The 16894-nt window shown below is 61.5% G+C and carries 17 protein-coding genes and 1 pseudogene; 14 read left to right on the top strand and 4 right to left on the bottom strand.

What is annotated here, in order from left to right; all coding sequences use genetic code 11:
* Positions 1-90 (top strand): annotated as a pseudogene (locus CRO46_RS20360) (integrase core domain-containing protein); the annotation flags it as partial.
* A gap of 131 nt (positions 91-221) precedes the next feature.
* Here the strand turns inward: CRO46_RS20360 and CRO46_RS19535 are convergent.
* The 3 genes from CRO46_RS19535 to CRO46_RS19525 all read right to left on the bottom strand — a co-directional run bounded on the left by CRO46_RS19535 (position 222) and on the right by CRO46_RS19525 (position 3007).
* On the bottom strand, positions 222-635 hold the full coding sequence (locus CRO46_RS19535; RefSeq protein ID WP_179759131.1) for a carboxymuconolactone decarboxylase family protein: 414 nt from the start codon (positions 633-635) through the stop codon (positions 222-224).
* The gene (locus CRO46_RS19530; RefSeq protein WP_097109486.1) at positions 632-2191 is read right to left on the bottom strand and encodes a GMC family oxidoreductase; all 1560 of its coding nucleotides are present in this window, start codon (positions 2189-2191) and stop codon (positions 632-634) included. Before CRO46_RS19530 ends, CRO46_RS19535 begins: the two co-directional genes overlap by 4 nt.
* A 144-nt stretch (positions 2192-2335) precedes the next feature.
* Positions 2336-3007, bottom strand: coding sequence for a GntR family transcriptional regulator (locus CRO46_RS19525; RefSeq protein ID WP_097109485.1), 672 nt, complete (start codon positions 3005-3007; stop codon positions 2336-2338).
* Positions 3008-3111: 104 nt separating this feature from the next.
* Between CRO46_RS19525 and CRO46_RS19520 the strand changes: the two genes are divergently transcribed.
* The 10 genes from CRO46_RS19520 to CRO46_RS19475 all read left to right on the top strand — a co-directional run bounded on the left by CRO46_RS19520 (position 3112) and on the right by CRO46_RS19475 (position 12661).
* Positions 3112-4020 (top strand): alpha/beta fold hydrolase, encoded by a 909-nt coding sequence (locus CRO46_RS19520; protein WP_280176278.1) that lies wholly within the window; start codon positions 3112-3114, stop codon positions 4018-4020.
* A 43-nt stretch (positions 4021-4063) separates the two neighbouring features.
* On the top strand, positions 4064-5212 hold the full coding sequence (locus CRO46_RS19515; protein WP_097109484.1) for an FAD-dependent oxidoreductase: 1149 nt from the start codon (positions 4064-4066) through the stop codon (positions 5210-5212).
* Between the two features lie 58 nt (positions 5213-5270).
* On the top strand, positions 5271-5861 hold the full coding sequence (locus CRO46_RS19510; RefSeq protein WP_097109483.1) for an amino acid synthesis family protein: 591 nt from the start codon (positions 5271-5273) through the stop codon (positions 5859-5861).
* Positions 5862-5892: 31 nt separating this feature from the next.
* Positions 5893-6351 carry a YbhB/YbcL family Raf kinase inhibitor-like protein gene (locus tag CRO46_RS19505; RefSeq protein WP_097109482.1) on the top strand — a complete coding sequence of 153 codons (459 nt, stop codon included), beginning with the start codon at positions 5893-5895 and terminating at the stop codon, positions 6349-6351.
* 63 nt (positions 6352-6414) lie between these two features.
* Positions 6415-7140: a class II aldolase/adducin family protein gene (locus CRO46_RS19500; protein ID WP_097109481.1), complete on the top strand. Its 726-nt coding sequence runs from the start codon at positions 6415-6417 to the stop codon at positions 7138-7140.
* A gap of 94 nt (positions 7141-7234) precedes the next feature.
* A complete protein-coding gene (locus tag CRO46_RS19495; RefSeq protein ID WP_097109480.1) occupies positions 7235-8863 on the top strand; it encodes a GMC family oxidoreductase in 1629 nt (542 codons plus the stop codon).
* Positions 8860-9783, top strand: coding sequence for a 5-formyl-3-hydroxy-2-methylpyridine 4-carboxylate 5-dehydrogenase (gene fhmpcd1, locus CRO46_RS19490; RefSeq protein ID WP_097109479.1), 924 nt, complete (start codon positions 8860-8862; stop codon positions 9781-9783). The genes CRO46_RS19495 and fhmpcd1 overlap by 4 nt, the downstream gene beginning before the upstream one ends.
* A 4-nt stretch (positions 9784-9787) precedes the next feature.
* Positions 9788-10330 carry a TRAP transporter small permease gene (locus CRO46_RS19485; protein ID WP_097109478.1) on the top strand — a complete coding sequence of 181 codons (543 nt, stop codon included), beginning with the start codon at positions 9788-9790 and terminating at the stop codon, positions 10328-10330.
* Positions 10327-11601, top strand: coding sequence for a TRAP transporter large permease (locus CRO46_RS19480; protein WP_097109477.1), 1275 nt, complete (start codon positions 10327-10329; stop codon positions 11599-11601). The genes CRO46_RS19485 and CRO46_RS19480 overlap by 4 nt, the downstream gene beginning before the upstream one ends.
* Positions 11602-11629: 28 nt before the next feature.
* Entirely contained in the window at positions 11630-12661 is a 1032-nt protein-coding gene (locus CRO46_RS19475) for a TRAP transporter substrate-binding protein (RefSeq protein ID WP_244577978.1), read from the top strand.
* Positions 12662-12665: 4 nt separating this feature from the next.
* Here CRO46_RS19475 and CRO46_RS19470 read toward each other — a convergent pair whose 3' ends face one another.
* Positions 12666-12989, bottom strand: coding sequence for a hypothetical protein (locus CRO46_RS19470; protein WP_097109476.1), 324 nt, complete (start codon positions 12987-12989; stop codon positions 12666-12668).
* 175 nt (positions 12990-13164) lie between these two features.
* On the opposite strand from CRO46_RS19470, the gene CRO46_RS19465 reads away from it, so the two are divergent.
* From CRO46_RS19465 to CRO46_RS19455, 3 genes are read left to right on the top strand one after another with little or no spacing between them, the layout of a single operon-like run.
* On the top strand, positions 13165-14178 hold the full coding sequence (locus tag CRO46_RS19465) for a putative B6 ABC transporter substrate-binding protein (RefSeq protein WP_244577977.1): 1014 nt from the start codon (positions 13165-13167) through the stop codon (positions 14176-14178).
* An 8-nt stretch (positions 14179-14186) separates the two neighbouring features.
* Entirely contained in the window at positions 14187-15788 is a 1602-nt protein-coding gene (locus CRO46_RS19460; protein WP_244577976.1) for a putative B6 ABC transporter ATP-binding protein, read from the top strand.
* Positions 15785-16894 carry a putative B6 ABC transporter permease subunit 2 gene (locus CRO46_RS19455; protein ID WP_244577975.1) on the top strand — a complete coding sequence of 370 codons (1110 nt, stop codon included), beginning with the start codon at positions 15785-15787 and terminating at the stop codon, positions 16892-16894. Before CRO46_RS19460 ends, CRO46_RS19455 begins: the two co-directional genes overlap by 4 nt.

The following is a 16894-nucleotide window of genomic DNA, read 5'->3' as shown; positions in this document are numbered from 1 at the left end:
GCGAGCGGCCTGACGATGCAGAACGGCTTTGTCGAATGCTTCAACGGCAGGCGGCGGGACGAGTGCCTCAAAACGCATCTGTTCCGCAGCCACCGGTCTCAAATGGACCACCACGTGGAAAGGTCTAACTTATAGACGCGGACATAATGGGGAACGGGTCACGTCCAGGGGTCCGGATTTCCGTCTGGAGGTTCGTTCTCGCTGAAAACCAACGCCGGAAGTCAGAGCGCATTTGTCTCGGCGTCTAATTCCGCGAACACTGCCTGCGCGGTTCGCATGGCGTCGAGCGAGGCAGGTGCGCCGCAATAGATAGCGCATTGCAAGATGATCTCGACGATCTCTTCACGCGTCAATCCGTTGTTGAGGGCGCCGCGAAGGTGGAGCTTAAGTTCCGCCGGCCGGTTCAAGGCCATGATCATGCCCAAATTCAGAACACTGCGCAGTTTGAGTTCGAGACCGGGGCGGCTCCAGATCTCGCCCCAGCACCATTCTGTCAGCAGTTTCTGCAAAGGAGCGGAGACGTCGTCGGCTGTCGCGATCGAGCGGTCCACATAGGCGTCGCCCAGAACCTCGCGCCGGATCTTCAGACCCTTTTCAAACTGTTCTGTCTGGAATTCGGGGCGTTGGTCGATCATTTCAGGCTTCCTTTTCTGGAGTCGAACAGTGTCCGGGCAAAGGTTTCGGCGATCGCCAGAACAGCGGCGTGAATCGGACCCGCGGTCAGGCTGGGCATTACCGACGCGTCAACAACGAAGAGATTGTCGAGCCCCTTGAGCCGCAAATCGGCATCCACGGGTGCGGAATCGTCCTTGCCCATCCGGCAGGTGCCGCTCGGGTGGTGGTGGGTGATCGCCGCGTTTGCAATGAAGGCGTCGACTTCCGCGCTTGTTTCGAGCGGACCGGGCAAGATCTCTTGATCGCGCCATTCCGCCAGTTCTGGAGACTGCCCGATCGTGCGGGCAGCTTCGAGTGCCGCGCGAAAGAGCTTTCGGTCGCGTTCGGTTGACAGATAGGCGGGATCGATAATCAGGCGGTCGTTGGGCTCCGGGCCGGTGATCTCCAGAGTGCCGCGACTCGTCGGATGGGTGACGCCGAACAGGAGGGAGAAGGCCGCGCCCGGGGCAGGAGCCTCGAAACGTTCCGAGACGATGGGCGCCACTCCGCAACCGACCACGATTTCCGGCTGGCCGCCTTCGGTGAAGCTTTCCGCGCGCATGTAGGCCATGGATTCGGAATGCTGCAACCGTGAGGGCGGCAGGTGCTTGCGGGTCGCATAGAGATTTCCCGCGCCGAGCAGATGATCCTGCAGGTTCTTGCCAATCTCCGGCATGTCGAAAATGCAATCGACGTCCGCGGCATCGAGAACGTCCCGGGGCCCGATGCCCGACCGCATCAAAAGGGCCGGACCCTCCAGCGATCCGGCGCACAGCAGCACCTTGCCGGCCGCGATCAGAACGGGGCCGTCGCGGCTGGTGATCTCGACATGCTCAACCGCCTTGCCGGTCAGGACCAGTCTGCGGGCCAAGGCGCCGGTCATGATGGTCAGGTTTTTCCGCGCGCGCACCGCCCGCGTAAGCCATGCATCGGCAACCATCACCCGTCTGCCGTTACGGATGTTCATCGAGTTCGGCGTCACGCCGATCATGACGCCCTCATTGTGACCCTGAAGCCGCGGCAGTCCGAGCCTGGCTCCGGCGGCAATGAAGGCATGTGTGAGCGGGCTTGCTTCGGCGTCGGTCCTGTGGACGGTGAGGGGGCCGCTGTCGCGCCCTTCAACCTCGTGGTTCTCGTTGGCCTGGAAGGCGGGAAGTAGCCCTTCCCAGCTCCAGCGCGCGTCGGCGGTCGCCTCGGCCCACGGGGCGAAGTCATCCGGATGGCCGCGCATGTATCCCATGGCATGAAGGCAGCTCGATCCCCCGACGAGGCGTCCGCGCGCCCAATGGTGAGCCCTTCCAGCAGTAAACGCTTGCGGTTCGGTAACGTAGTCCCAGTCGTAGCTGCGGCCCTGAAGCGCCGGCCAGGCGGCGGGAATCCAGATAATTGGATCAGTCGCCTCCTCTCCCGCCTCGATCATGAGGACCTCGCACGCCGGATCTTCGCTCAACCTTGCCGCAAGCAGTCCGCCCGCCGAACCGCCGCCGATTATCAGAATGTCGGTGTTAAGTTTGTCTGTGGATCCGCCTTGGCTCATCATCAATTCCGGTAACGCTTCTTCGTCTGACGAGGAGTTCGGGAGCCGACCGGAAGCCTCGACATCCTGTGTAGCGCCCGCGGGATCCCTCTTTTCGCAATCGCGCTCTGACTGTCTTTGTTTCTGGCAGTCAGTCGCGGACAGTCAGCTGGCGCTTTCCATGGATTCCTTGGCAGCAGCCATTGCCTTCAGGATGTGCTTTCTCGACGCCTTGCGCGCGGCTTTTTCGTCGCCTGAGGCAATCGCCTGGTAAATCTCCTGCATTTCAGAAAAGCTCTGTTGTGCCCTGCCTTCCAGGGACATCGAGCGGGCTCGAAAGAAGCTGATTCTGGCGACCAGGCCCCGATGGATCTCCTCCAGAATGGGATTCCCGCAATTGGCAAGAATGATTGAGTAGAAGTCCGCTGCAGTCGTAACCCGGGCGAGGCTGTTGTTGCTCGACGCCGCTTCCGCAAAAGCTGACAAAGCTCTCTCGAGCTCCGACAATTGTTCTTCGGGAATGCGCTGGGAGCAGCGTCCTACAGCCTCGACCTCCAAGAGTTCGCGGACCTCGTAGATTGCGGTCATGTCTTCCCAGGTGAGCGCTGGAATGGACGGCCCCCGGTTGGGCACGAAATCGATCAGGCGTTCTGCCGCGAGACTCCGCAATGCTTCTCGCAGAGACGGGCGACTGATGCCGAGCTGGACGCACAACTGGCTTTCAATCAGCCGGCTTCCGGGCTCGAACACACCCGAGAAAATCGCCAGCCGCAACTTGTCGACAGTCTCCTGCTGCACCGTACGTGGCAAGATCCGTAGGTTCATATCTGGCGGCATCTTTTGTTCTCACGGTTTGAGGGTCGCCAACCCGGTACAATACGCGACCATGCGTTAATTTGACAGCAGGAACACACTTACTGTCAATACGTAAGATTGAAAGAATGTCTGACAATCCACTTGACGACTGGTTTGTTTCTGTCATGCTCCGGGACAACAAGAAGAGACAGCCGGGGGTTCTGACTATGGCAGCAAACGCCTCCCAGCAGATGGAAGTGCGACGCATCGATACCGGTCGGATCACGCTCAATGTGCGTGAGGCCGGGCGCGGTCCGCTAATGCTGTTCTTTCACGGCATCACGGCGAATTCCGGCACCCTCGCGCCGCTGGCGCTGCGGTTTGCCGATCGTTTCAGCGTTGTCGCGGTCGACCAGCGCGGCCATGGACATAGCGACAAGCCGGAGAGCGGTTACGAGGCTGCCGACTTCGCCGAGGATATCGCAGCGCTCATCAATACGCTTGATCGCGGGCCGGCGATTCTGGTCGGTCACTCGCTCGGCTCGCGCAATTCGGTCACGGCTGCAGCGAAGTATCCCGAACTCGTACGCTCCGTCGTGGCGATCGATTTCACCCCCTTTATCGAACCCGAGGTTTTCGATGCGCTCGAGAGCCGTGTGAACGCCGGCGATCAGGTGTTCAAGGATCAGGAAGCGGTGGAGGCTTATCTCGCCGGCCGTTATCCGAACATTCCGGCACCTGCCATCAAGATCAGGGCAGTCACCGGCTACCAGGAGGCCGACGACGGTCTGCGCCCCCTCGCTTCCCCGTCCGCCATGGCGCAGATCGCCACCGGCCTGCGCGCCGACCTGAGCCCCGCGTACCGGACTGTCAAGAGGCCGGTGCTGCTGATGCGGGGCGGCGAAAGCAAACTCGTTTCGGCTGAGGCGCTTGCGAAGACCAGCGGCCTGCGACCCGATCTCCCGGTCGTCGTCGTTCCCGGCGCGGACCACTACGTCAACGAAGTGTCCCCGGACATCACTTTCAAGGCGATCACAAACTTCATCGATGCCTGACTGTGGGTCTTCCGCCTCATTTGTACGCAACAGGAATTGGACTATGGCGAATATAAACAAGACATCCGGAAAAGCTCTTCGTGCGCAGGTGGCCGGTGCGGGATTTGCGGGCCTGACGGCGGCAATCGCACTTCGGCAGAACGGCTGGGATGTCACGTTGCATGAGAAGGATTCGGAGCTGCGCGCGTTCGGCGCCGGCATCTATCTCTGGCACAATGGCCTGCGGGTGCTCGAGGGCATTGACGCCCTCAATGACGTGCTGCACGGCACCCATACGCCGCCGGCCTACGAGACCTGGATGCACAACCAGTCGGTATCCAAGGAAACCTTCAACGGCCTGCCCTGGCGCATCATGACGCGTGCGCACCTGCACGACGCGCTGGTGAAGCGTGCCCGCGAGGTCGGCGTGAACGTGCGGACCAACTCCGAAGCCGTTTCGGCGGAGGCGGACGGCCGCCTGACGCTTCAGTCGGGCGAAGTTCTCGAAGCCGACCTGATCGTCGGCGCCGATGGCGTCGGTTCCAAGGTCCGGGACTCGCTGGGCTTCGAGCAGGACCGCTGGGTTTCCACCGACGGCATCATTCGTCTCATCGTGCCGCGTCTCAAGGACAAGCTCGGTGACGAGGCAAACTGGGACAACACCATCGACATGTGGAACTTCAAGCCGCGTGTTCAGCGAATCCTCTATTCGCCCTGCAACAAGGACGAACTCTATCTCGGCCTGATGGCGCCCGCCGCCGATCCGCGGGGATCAAAGGTGCCGCTAGACCTCGAAGTGTGGGTCGAGATGTTCCCCTTCCTTGAGCCCTGCCTGGTTGAGGCAGCGAAGCTGCAGCAGGCCCGCTACGACAAGTATGCGACCACAAAGCTCGACACCTGGGTGAAGGGCAAGGTGGCGCTCGTCGGCGATTCTGCCCATGCCATGTGCCCGGCGCTCGCCCAAGGTGCCGGTTGCGCCATGGTCAATGCGTTTAGCCTTGCCCAGGATCTTGCCGAGCAGTCGTCGGTCGAAGACGCGCTTGTCTCCTGGGAAAAGCGCATTCGTCCGATTACCGACCACACCCAGTACCTGTCCGGCGAGTATGCGGCCAACCGCTCGCTGTCGAAGGGCAACATGTTCACCAACGAGGCCTTGGAAGCGGCGCGCTACGACCCGATCAAGCGCGTCTATTCCTGGCCGCAGAACCAGTAACCGCAATCAGTGAGACCACTTGCGCGCGCCGCGGCAGCGCGCTCCCAAGGAGATGAAAATGAACCATTCGGCCGAAGTTGAGAAGCACTATGAGGTGCGTGGCTGGTACTCGTCCGTGCAGGAAATCCGGCATGACGGCGGTGAGCCGGGCGAGCCGCTGATCAAGGTCGCCGTCGGCGTCATTATCCGCAATCCCTTCGTGGGGACCTACAAGGCCGATCTTTCTGAGCTAATCAGTCCAAGTGCGTCGATCGGCAACGCGCTGGGCGAACGCGCAACGGCTTTGCTCGGTGGCCGTTCGGCCGAGAGCTACGGCAAGGGTGGTATCGCGGGCGTCGATGGCGAGCAGGAGCACGTCGTTGCCTGCATCACCACGGAATTCGGCAACCCCTTGCGGGACCAGGTAGGGGGCGGAAAAGCCTGGATATCATCGGTGTCCAAGGTCGCGTCAGCCGGAACTTCGATCGACATCCCGCTGGCCCACAAGGACGAGCTTTACATTCGGTCGCATTATGATGCGATCACCTTTGCGGTGCCGGATGGCCCGCGGCCGGATGAAATCCTCATCTGCGTCGCAGCGGCGACCGGCCCGCGTGTCCACCACCGCGTGGGCGGCAAGACGGTCGCGGATCTCGCGGCTGCCCAGTAACCAGATAGAACGTGACGGAAGGACGCCTTCAATGCCTCTGAATATCAAAGACCTCAAGATCACATGCGCAGACTTCGAGCCGCTCACAATGATGCGCGACGAACATGCCGGCGACAAGGGCAACGTCTTGCCCAAGCTGACTGTCAGCGGTGTCCCCGCCGGCACCAAGGAATTGGCTCTGATCTGCCACGATCCGGACGCTCCGCTGGCTCACGGCTTCACGCACTGGACAGTCTACGGTATCGATCCCGCTGCAACCGATCTCTCGGACGCGCAGGAAAAGTATCGCGTGGGCCCGAATGGTGCAGGGAACATGCAGTATTATGGTCCTCAGCCACCGGCAGGCCACGGCAAGCATCACTACTATTTCTGGGTCTACGCTCTCGACACGACGGTTGAAGGTACGCCCACCCGGGAAGAGTTCCTTGCCAAATATGCCGACAACATCATTGAGCAGAACAGGATCGTTGGCCTTTACGAAAACACGTGAAGAGGTAGGTGACAGCCTTGACCATCAGCCGCCACGATCGCCGCGATTTGGGAGATTCCTGAGATGACCGCCACAACACCTGCCCAGCAAACCGTGTTTGAGGAGCTGGTTACAGCCACGAAAATTCTGCTGCATGAAGGCATCCTCGACACGTTCGGGCATATCAGCGCCCGTGACCCCGAGGATCCGCAGAGCTTTTTCCTGGCGCAGAAAATCGCCCCCAGTCACATTACGGCAGACGACATCCAGCGTTTGAACCTCGAAGGGGAGACCGACGACAACCGGCCTTCCTATCTCGAGCGCTACATTCACAGTGAAATCTACAAGGCACGGCCGGACGTCCAGTGCGTGCTCCACAGTCACTCTCCGGCCGTGCTGCCCTATTGCTTTACCGATCAGCCATTGCGGCCGGTAACCCACATGGGCGCGTTTCTGGGCGAAGCGGTGCCGGTCTATGAAATCCGTGACAAGCATGGCGATGCAACCGACCTTTTCGGCGGAGGCAAAGACGTTTGCGCCGACATTGCGGAGGCTCTGGGCGATTCTCCGGTGGTGCTGATGGCCCGCCACGGCGTCGTGAATGTCGGCCGGTCGGTTCGCGAGGTTGTCTTCCGTGCCTTCTACACCGAACAGGAGGCAAAGGCGCAAACGGCCGGGTTGCAGATCGGCAACATCGAGTATCTCTCCCCAGGCGAGATCAAGACAGCGGGCAACCTTGTTGGAGCCCAGATCGACCGTGGCTGGGATCACTGGACAATGAGGCTCCGTCAGGCCGGGTTGCTGAGCTAGCCCGGGAAAAGAAAGTGAAACCCCGGCCATGGGTTGGGGTTTCCCGCCTTCTCGATGATCCGGGTGCCGGGTCTCAGTTGAAAGCAGGAAAGTCATGTCGCACGCGGAAAGCTATGATTACGTGATTGTCGGAGCCGGTTCAGCCGGGTGTGTGCTTGCCAACCGGCTGAGCGCCGACCCGACCTGCACCGTGCTGCTGCTCGAAGCCGGCGGCTGGGATCGCGATCCGATGATCCACATTCCGCTCGGATGGGGCAAGATCCTCACCGAACGCCGCCACGACTGGATGTATTTCTGCGAGCCGGAAGAGAATGTCGGCGGACGCAGTGTGGAATGCGCGCGCGGGAAGGTCATCGGCGGATCGTCCTCGACCAACGCCATGGCCTATGTGCGTGGCAACCGCGGAGACTATGACAGGTGGGCGGCCAATGGCCTGACCGGCTGGTCCTACGACGAGGTCCTCCCCTATTTCCGCAAGCAGGAGACCTGGGAAGGTGGCGCCAACGCCTGGCGCGGCGGGTCGGGTCCGCTCAGCACTCAACACTGCAAGTATCAGGATCCGCTGATCGATGCCTTCCGTGAAGCAAGCCGCCAGGCTGGCTACCCTCAGACTGAAGACTATAATGGCGAGACGCAGGAAGGGTTCAGCCATCTGCAGATGACGATCTCCAACGGGCGCCGCTCTTCCACCGCCTCGGCCTATCTGCGCCCTGCCATGAAGCGGTCGAACCTGACGGTGCTGACCGGCGCCATGGCCAAACGCGTCGTGTTGGAAGGCAATCGCGCTACCGGTGTCATCCTCGATCACAATGGGACGGAGAAGACTGTCGCGGCGCAAAGGGAAGTGCTGCTGTCGGGCGGCGTCATCAACACTCCACAGCTCATGATGCTCTCCGGGATCGGAGCCGCCGACGAACTGGCGGCGCAGGGCATCCAGACCCGCGTCAACCTTCCCTCCGTCGGCAAGAACCTGCAGGACCATGTCTCGGTCATCCTGATGTATCGGCGGCGCGAACCCGGCCCGTTCCTCAAGACGATGCGGGCAGACCGGATCGGGCTCGATTTCGTGAAGACCTATCTGACTGGAAAAGGCTTCTCGGCTGATGTGCCCGGTGGTGTCGTAGCCTTCCTCAAGAGCGACTCCGAGCGACCCCTGCCGGATGTCCAACTGCTCTTCACCGCGGCGCCCCTTGCCGCCTGGCCCTATTTCGAGCCCTTCAAGGCGCCGTTCCCTGATGGTTTTGCAACTCGCGTCGTGGCGACACAGCCTGAAAGCCGCGGCGCAGTGAAACTTGCTTCCAACGATCCGATGGCCGCACCGCTGATTCACCAGAACTTTCTCGCGTCCGAAGAGGACTGGGCCTCGCTTCGGGCCGGTTTCCGGGTGGCGCGCGACCTTGCCGCGCAGCCGTCGATGGAGCCGTTTATCGAGGCGGAATTTTTCCCCGGCCCAGACTGTCAGACCGACGCGCAGATCGACGAACATATCCGCAAGACGTGCATCACGGTGCACCACCCGGCGGGCACCTGCCGGGCCGGCACCGATGCCGACGCGGTGGTCGATCCGGAGCTCAGGGTCCGTGGCATCGGCGGCCTGCGTGTGGTGGACGCCTCCGTGATGCCGGATCTTCCTTCAGGCAACATCAATGCCGCAGTCATCATGATCGCCGAAAAAGCGGCAGATCTTATCAAGCAGTCACAGACGAATGAGGTCGCGGCATGATCCAGCGCGTAGCAATAATCGGTCTAGGAACCATGGGGCCCGGCATGGCGGCCCGTCTTGCGCGGGGCGGTATGGACGTCGTCGCCTATGACATCGCTCCGGCGGCGATCGAGCGGGCACGCCCGATGCTGGCCGCCGCAGACGGGGTTCTCGACAATCTCGGGATCGAGACCAAGGGCACCGGATCGGTTCGCCTGACCAGCGAGCTGCAGGATGCCGTGGCTGGTGCCGATCTGGTGATCGAGAACGTCCCCGAGAAAGAGGACATCAAGGCCGACGTCTACCGCAACATCGAGGGGATGATTTCGGCGGAAACGATCGTCGCCTCAGACACGTCGGGCATCCCGATCACCCGGCTGCAAGCGCATATCTCGAAACCGGCCCGTATGGTCGGCATGCACTGGTCCAATCCGCCGCACATCATTCCGATGATTGAGGTGATCGGCGGCGAGCAGACCGCTCCGGAAACGATCGCCACAATCCGCGACTTCATCCGCTCGCTCGGGTTGCTGCCCGTCCTGCTGAAGAAGGACGTCCCGGGGTTTGTCGAAAACCGCGTGCTCTATGCGCTGCTGCGCGAGGTCGTTGATCTCGTCGAGCGCGGTGTGATCGAGCCCGAGGACATCGATACCTGCGTTTCCTGGGGCATCGGTTACAAGCTGGCTGTCGTCGGGCCCATGGCGCTTCTCGATATGGCCGGGATGGACATCTACCACTCGGTGTCTTCGTTCCTGAACAAAGACCTGTGTGATCGCAAGGATGTGGCTCCGCTTGTGACAAGGCAGATGGCTGACGGCAAGCTTGGCATCAAGTCTGGCGAAGGGGTCTACGCCTACCCGCCGGAGAAGATCGCGCAATTGCAGCCGGAACGGGCGAAGAAGCTCGTCGCCATCCGCCGCATTCTCGAGGGGAAAGACTAGCACCATGACCACAGGACCACGGGGCGGAGACGGGCGCATGAGGGGCAACGGGTTCATCCGGGCCGAGGCGGCTGTTGTCCGGCTCGTCGGGATACTCCTGGGCATTGGCCTAGTCGTCATGGTCGTGGTCAATGTTGCCAACGCGGTGGGCCGCTACAGCGGTTGGTACTCCCTGGTTGGAGCAGACGAACTGCTGGTCTACGGCATGATCTGGATCGTCATGCTTGGCGCCATTCTTGCCGCTCGCAACCGTGACCACCTCGCAATCAACCTGTTGCCAACCGCCATGAGCGGCGCCCTGGCAGCAACCGTGCAGATCCTCATCGACATTGCCACCGTTGCCGTGTCGCTCTTCATTGCCTGGCACAGTTTCGATTTCATCGGCCGGATTGCGAGCCTGAACCAGACCAGCATGGGGCTCGGCATCCCGATGGTCGTACCCCATTCGGCAATCCTCGTCGGCTTCGTCGGCATCGCGGCTGTCACGGCCTTCCTGACCGTAATCGACATGTCCCGGCTCGCATTTTCTCAAGGACGTCGCTCATGACCTGGGTTCTGGGCATCAGTGTCGTCGTCCTGATTGCGCTCGGCGCGCCGATCTTCGTGGCGCTGCTCGCTGCCGGGTCGCTGGCGCTCGTTCTCTTCCCTGGCCCGCCGCTGATCGCGCTCCAGCAGACGATTTTCGGCGGCCTGGACGCCTATGCGCTGTTGTCGGTTCCGTTCTTTGTCTTTGCCGGTGAATTGATGGCGATCAGCGGCATCGCCGACCGGCTCATCAATCTTGTGCGCGCGCTTTTCGGCCGGGTGCCTGGCTCGCTCGGGATTGCGGCACTCGGCGGCTCGACTCTGATCGGCACGATCTGCGGCTCTTCCGCCGCCGCTGTCGCAGCCGTTGGCCGGAACATGTACCCGCAGCTCATCAAGGGCGGTTACGGCAAACAACGCGCTGCCGGCATCATCACTTCAAGCGGCGCGATCGACATCGTGATCCCCCCGTCGATCGCCATGATCCTCTATGGCGCCTCGGCCGAGCAATCGATCGCCAAGCTTTTCATCGCGGGTATCATTCCGGGCATCGTCATGGCTTTGCTGATGGCCGGCTACATCGCCTTTTCGGCCCTGGTGGCGCGCATTCCCCGGGAAGCGAGCTTCCGCGCCGAGATCGCCTGGGAGGCATTCAAGCAGGCGTTCTGGGCGCTCACCATGCCGGCATTCGTGATGATCGGCATCTATGCGGGATTCTTTTCCCCCACCGAAGCCGGCGGCTTTGCCTGCGCCTATGCCGCTTTTGTCGGGATGGTGATTTACCGTACCGTCAATTTCAGCGCTTTGCTGGAAGCAGCCATCACCTCGGCGATGATGACCGCCCGCATCATGATTGTGGTCGCCGCTGCCGGTGTCATCAGCTGGATCCTGACCGTCGAAGGGGTGCCGCAGGCGCTGATCGCAGCAACCGCTGACGCCGGCCTGTCACCACTGGGCTTCCTGCTGACGGTGAACCTGCTTCTGCTGGCGATCGGCTGCGTGCTCGATCCGACTTCGGCAATCCTGGTGCTGTCGCCGCTGCTGGTGCCGATCGCGGTGTCGCTCGGTATCGACCCCATCCATTTCGGCGTGGTCATGACCGTCAACCTCGCCATCGGCATGTTCACGCCGCCCTTCGGTCTGAACATCTTCGTCGCGCAGTCGGTTCTCGGCTTGCGCACATCCGACATCTACCGCGGAGTTCTGCCTTACATGGTGGTCCAGATCTCCGCTCTCGCCCTCATCACTCTCATCCCCGCGCTTTCGCTATGGCTCACTAATGGCATGTCGTAAGTGCACCCACGCACATGGAGAACAGGAAATGACGAAAGAGACCAAACGCTTCACCTTGACCCGGCGCGCCCTCGGCGCGATTGCGGCAGTCTCCTTGATGCTGCCCTTTGCTGGTTCCGCCTATGCACAAAGCACGATGAAGCTTGCCTCGGCCACGATCAACGACGTGCAGCACGAGTGGCAGAAGGAATTCCAGAAGGAGGTCGGAGCCCGCGTCGGCGACGCGCTCAATGTAGAACTCTATCCAGCCTCGCAGCTTGGCGCGATCCCGCGCATGGCCGAAGGTGTATTGCTGGGAACCATCGAAGCCTTCACCACGCCGACTTCCTTCGTGACCAATGTCGATCCGCGTTTTCAGGCCTTCGACGTGCCGGGCCTGTTTGTTGATGCCAACGAAGTCGGTGCGGTAATCCATGACGAGGATTTCCGCGATTACCTGGAAACCCTTTTCCTCGACAAGGGTGTCCGAATCATCGGCGCGATCTTCAACTCGCCGACCCAGATCCTGACTCGTGAACCGGTGACAACGCTTGAGGGCTTCAAAGGCCTGAAGGTGCGCACCTTCGCTTCGCCGCTGCAAATGGAGCCGATGGCGGCACTTGGCGTGAATCCGACACCGCTGGCACTTTCGGAAGTGACACCGCAGCTGCAGGCGGGCGGCATCGACGGCATGCTGGCCGGTATTCCGATCCTCTCGGCGTTCAAGTTCTATGACACGGCCAAGCACGTCACCAACATCGACATGACCCAGCTTGTCTCGGTCACGCTTGTCAACGAAGCGTGGTTCCAATCGCAGCCCGAGGAGGTCAGAACCGCGATCATCGAAGCCGGCAGGGCGGCCGAGAAGACTGTGTTCCCCTGGGGTGTCGAGAATGTCGAGCGTGCAGAAAAAGCTTGGCTGGACAATGGCGGCGAGGTTCACACGCTCACTGAAGATCAGAAAAATGAGCTGCATGCGACGTTCGCCAAGGTCGCCGAAGAGGTGATTGCCGATCAGCCTGAGGTCGTCGAGGTCAAGGAACGGATCGCCGCAAAACTCAAAGAGGTCCGCTCGAAATGACGCGCTAACCGCTGGCTGTCTCGCAGCTCAGACCGGTTTCGTCACCGGCATGGCAGGAGTAGCGCAGTGCCGCTTCCGCCTTGCCGCTGGCAATCGGCAGGGTGAGCCGCGCGCGGCCGGCATCGCTGGCACACCAGAGGGCTTCGACCGGCATCCGGGCATCGGTCGCGTTCATGAGGTTGAAAACACCAGTCTCCGGGTCGTGCTGCAACGTGAAAGTGAGTTCCTCTCCGGGAGAAATGCGACCGAGTTCATCGGAGTACCAGTGGGCCAGCGCAGCTTCGCAAACAAGCGGAGTACCGGTCGCGTTGATCACAGAAACCTTCACCGGGTCGGTCCCCTCTGTCCCGTGAACGATGCCTGAATAAGGCACATAAGCTCCGCTTCCGGCTTCAGCCGGGAGTGAGGAAAGCCCAGCAGACAGGGCAACAAAAACAACAAATCGTCTGCCAATCGCTTTCGTATTCAGTTTGGAAACCGATAACCATTGTGGGAGCAACATGATGAAAAACCTACTTATTTCTGCCGCGCTTGGCGTGGTGCTAGCATCCCCGGCATTTGCCGCCGAGGTTGATACCATAGCCATTCTCACTCCGGAACAGGGAAGTGACTTCGGCTGGAACCAACAGGGCGTAGACGCAGCCAAGGCTGCGGCCGAGGCGACCGGTGTCGAAATCATCGTCGCAGAAGGTCTTGGTTATGGTGATGTGCGTGCTCCGATGCGCGAACTTGCCGCCGAAGGAGCAGATCTGCTGCTCGCCCATGCCAGCGGCTACAACACTGCGGGCCCTGAAATTGCCGAGGAGACGGGTGTGGCTGTTGCCATCGTCGACAGCCCCGACGCGCTCACGCCCGGCAAGGTTGCTGACTATACGCTGTCCGGTCATGAAGGGGCCTACCTGGCCGGCCGTCTTGCCGCGAAGATGACCACCACCGGCACCGTCGGTATCGTGGTATCTGGTGAACCGCCATCGTGGAATGCGCAGTCGGCTGGCTTCGCAGAAGGTGTTCAGGCCGAGAACCCGGATGTGAAGATCCTCTACTCCGTCATCGGTCCGGCCGCCTACTCGGATGCTGCCGGCGGCAACCGCGTCACCACCTCAGTGATCGCAGCCGGAGCAGACATCATTTTCGGTCAGGGCAACGGATCGAGCTTCGGCATGATCCAGGCGGTTGAATCCAACAAGGCCACCGACGGCTCGGACGTGTTGTTCATCGACGTGATCGGTGACAAGTCCTCGCTCGACAAGGGACATCTCCTGACCTCCGTCATGTGGGACATGACTCCGGTCTACACCGCGATGATCGAAGACCTGAAAGCCGACAAGTACGGCACCCGCAGCTACGCGATCAGCCTGGCCGACGATTCCGTCAAGCTGATCAAGACTCCGCAGGTCGACGACGCGGCCTGGGAAGATGTCATGGCTCTGCGTGAGCAGATCCTCTCCGGCGAGATCAAGGTCGAGCCGAAATTCGATGCCGCGGAAGTCCGTGCGCTGGTCACCCTGGCCGAGTGAGCAAGTCCGTGGCACTTGCAACGGAAACCCCGACAAACCTGTCCCCTCAAAAGGGGACAGGCATCATCGGTGTGCATGGTGTGACCAAGCGCTTTCCCGGCGTGATCGCGGTCAACAACGTCTCGCTCAGCATTCACCCGGGTGAGGTTCATGTCCTGCTCGGCGAGAACGGCGCGGGCAAGTCGACGCTCGTCGGCATGCTCGCCGGGCTTCAGGAGCCGGACGAGGGCTACCTGACGCTCGAGGGACAGAAAACGCGGCTGGCCAGCCCATCGGCCAGTCTCGATGCGGGCATCAGCACGGTCTTCCAGCATTCCATGCTGGTGCCGACACTCACCGTGTTCGAAAACCTCACCCTTGGTGCGCCCTGGTACGAGCGGCCGCCACGGGCGGCTATCACTCAGCGGATGGAAGAGCTCAAGCGAGATTTCGCGCTCTCCCTCCCGCTCGACGCCATCACCGGCGAGTTGTCGCTGGGACAGCAGCAGCAGATCGAGATCGCACGTGCCCTGTTGCGTGACAGCAAGGTGCTGATCCTCGATGAGGCAACGTCCATGCTGACGCCGCAAGGTGCAGAAGAACTGGGCGCGCGGATGCAGAAGCTGGTCCAAGGCGGACTGGCCGTGATTTTCATTACCCACAAGCTCGCCGAGGCTTACCGCTTCGGCACCCGTATCTCCGTCCTCAAGCAGGGCGCTCTTGCCGGTGAGATGGGGCCCGAAGACCTCCGGGGCATGTCGGAGGATCAGGCTGTCGACGAGATCGTCCGGCTGATGTTCGGACGTGAGGCCGGCGCCGCCTCTGCCGAGCTCCGCGCAAGCACGGCGCGCGCGGAAACGGTGCTGAAGGTCACCGATCTTTCGACCCGTGGCGATTCCAATGTCATGGGTCTCCAGAACATCTCTCTCGATCTCAAGGCCGGGGAAATACTCGGTGTCGCGGGCATCGACGGCAATGGCCAGAAGCAGTTGGCCGAGGCGCTTGCCGGGCAACGTGCGCTGGCAGGTGGACGGGTGGAGATCGACGGCGAGGACATCAGCCTCGCATCGGTTGCCCAGCGCCGCCGCAAGGGTTTGCGTTACCTGACCGATGACCGGCTCTCGGAGGGTTCGGTCGGGGCTTTCCCGATTTCTGAAAACACCGTGCTCAAGGATATCGGCCAGCCGCCGTTCTGGACGAACGGCATCGAGCGGCCGCACCGTATCGCACAGCACGCGCGTGACCTGATCGCGAAGTTCTCGGTCCGCACCCCGAGCGAGACCACACCGATCGGCCGGCTTTCAGGTGGGAACATCCAGAAGGTGCTGCTTGGACGGGAACTTTCGGGTGATGCCCGCGTCGTCGTTTTCAACAAGCCCACCTACGGGCTTGACCTCCAGAACATCGACACTTCGCGCCAGCGCATCGCCGAGATCGCGAGCAGAGGTCTCGGCGTGGTGCTCATCTCCACCGATCTCGACGAACTCATGGCTTTGTCGGACCGCATCGCGGTGATGGAGGGTGGCCGTGTCCGCGGGATCCTCAGGAACGACGGATCGGGTGAAGTGCTGCGACTTCGTATCGGCCGGATGATGGCGGGCGAGGAAGAACAAAAACAGGCAACCGCATGACAATGAAGAACAAAACCAACCCCGGTTCTGTGGACCAGGGCGCCAGTGCCGCAGATGCAGCCGGTCCAGCCACGGAGCGCAGCGCGTTGCAGCGCTTTCTGACGGTTACCATAGGCCCGATCGTGGCCGCTTTCCTGCTGTCGGCCATCATCCTGATGCTGGTGGGCATCAATCCGCTGACCTATTACGGCTATATTCTCGAACGATCGCTGTTCTCGGGTCTCGGGCTGGAGCAGACAGCAACGCGGATGGCGCCGCTGCTGTTTCTTTGCGCGAGTCTGATTATCGCCTTCCGGGCGGGGATCTGGAATCTGGGCACCGATGGTCAGTTTCTGCTCGGGGCCGTTGTGGCAGCAGCGACCGCGCCGCTTCTCGTCGGTGTTCTTCCGGGATGGGCGGTCCTGCTGGTGGGCTTTTCGCTTGCGGCGATCGTCGGCGCGGTCTGGTCGATCATTCCCGCACTCCTGAAGGCCTATCAGGGCGTCAACGAGATCATCACGACCCTGATGATGTCGTTTCTGGGGGTGCTTCTGGCTTCGACGCTGGTCAAGCTCGTTTTCCGCGATCCGGCCACCACAGTGCCGCAAACCCGCACTCTGCCGGTTGCGGATCGTTTGCCGCGGCTGTTTGACACCACGATCTCAAGTGGACTGATCTGGGGTCTTGTTGCGGTGCTGCTGGTCCATCTGATGATGACACGCACATCCTTCGGACTACGGTTGCGGATGGTGGGTGCCAACCCGGCGGCCGCCACCCATGCCGGTCTTTCAGTGCCGTTGCTGACACTGGCGACTTTCGGACTCTCCGCAGGCTTTGCCGGGCTGTCAGGCGCTTCGGAGATTCTCGGTGTTGCCGGCAATGTGCGCGCCAACTGGAATCCTGCCTATGGGCTGATGGTCATTCCGCTGGTTTTTCTCGCGCGTTTTCATGGTGTGGGTGCCATCGTGCTGGTGTTCTTCTACTCCGCGCTGCTGATCGGCAGCGAGAGCGCCGCCCGCCGCCTTGGCGTTCCGCAGGATTTCACCCTCGTGCTGGTGGCGAGCCTGCTGATCTGTCTCGGCCTCGGTGAATACATCGATCATCACAAGCGAAAGAAGGAGCGCTGA

It is taken from the genome of Parahoeflea halophila (genome assembly GCF_900220985.1).
GTDB classification, from domain to species: Bacteria; Pseudomonadota; Alphaproteobacteria; order Rhizobiales; family Rhizobiaceae; genus Hoeflea; species Hoeflea halophila.
Note: the sequence above shows the minus strand (reverse complement) of the source record. Positions and strands in the feature narration are given on the sequence as shown.

Coding starts and splice junctions, on each gene's coding strand:
- CRO46_RS19475 (WP_244577978.1), top strand. CDS start 11,630: ATGACGAAAGAGACCAAACGCTTCACCTTGACCCGGCGCGCCCTCGGC.
- CRO46_RS19510 (WP_097109483.1), top strand. CDS start 5,271: ATGAACCATTCGGCCGAAGTTGAGAAGCACTATGAGGTGCGTGGCTGG.
- CRO46_RS19485 (WP_097109478.1), top strand. CDS start 9,788: ATGACCACAGGACCACGGGGCGGAGACGGGCGCATGAGGGGCAACGGG.
- CRO46_RS19530 (WP_097109486.1), bottom strand. CDS start 2,191: ATGAGCCAAGGCGGATCCACAGACAAACTTAACACCGACATTCTGATA.
- CRO46_RS19495 (WP_097109480.1), top strand. CDS start 7,235: ATGTCGCACGCGGAAAGCTATGATTACGTGATTGTCGGAGCCGGTTCA.
- CRO46_RS19500 (WP_097109481.1), top strand. CDS start 6,415: ATGACCGCCACAACACCTGCCCAGCAAACCGTGTTTGAGGAGCTGGTT.
- CRO46_RS19535 (WP_179759131.1), bottom strand. CDS start 635: ATGATCGACCAACGCCCCGAATTCCAGACAGAACAGTTTGAAAAGGGT.
- CRO46_RS19515 (WP_097109484.1), top strand. CDS start 4,064: ATGGCGAATATAAACAAGACATCCGGAAAAGCTCTTCGTGCGCAGGTG.
- CRO46_RS19520 (WP_280176278.1), top strand. CDS start 3,112: ATGTCTGACAATCCACTTGACGACTGGTTTGTTTCTGTCATGCTCCGG.
- CRO46_RS19480 (WP_097109477.1), top strand. CDS start 10,327: ATGACCTGGGTTCTGGGCATCAGTGTCGTCGTCCTGATTGCGCTCGGC.
- CRO46_RS19525 (WP_097109485.1), bottom strand. CDS start 3,007: ATGCCGCCAGATATGAACCTACGGATCTTGCCACGTACGGTGCAGCAG.
- CRO46_RS19505 (WP_097109482.1), top strand. CDS start 5,893: ATGCCTCTGAATATCAAAGACCTCAAGATCACATGCGCAGACTTCGAG.
- CRO46_RS19465 (WP_244577977.1), top strand. CDS start 13,165: ATGAAAAACCTACTTATTTCTGCCGCGCTTGGCGTGGTGCTAGCATCC.
- CRO46_RS19455 (WP_244577975.1), top strand. CDS start 15,785: ATGACAATGAAGAACAAAACCAACCCCGGTTCTGTGGACCAGGGCGCC.
- fhmpcd1 (WP_097109479.1), top strand. CDS start 8,860: ATGATCCAGCGCGTAGCAATAATCGGTCTAGGAACCATGGGGCCCGGC.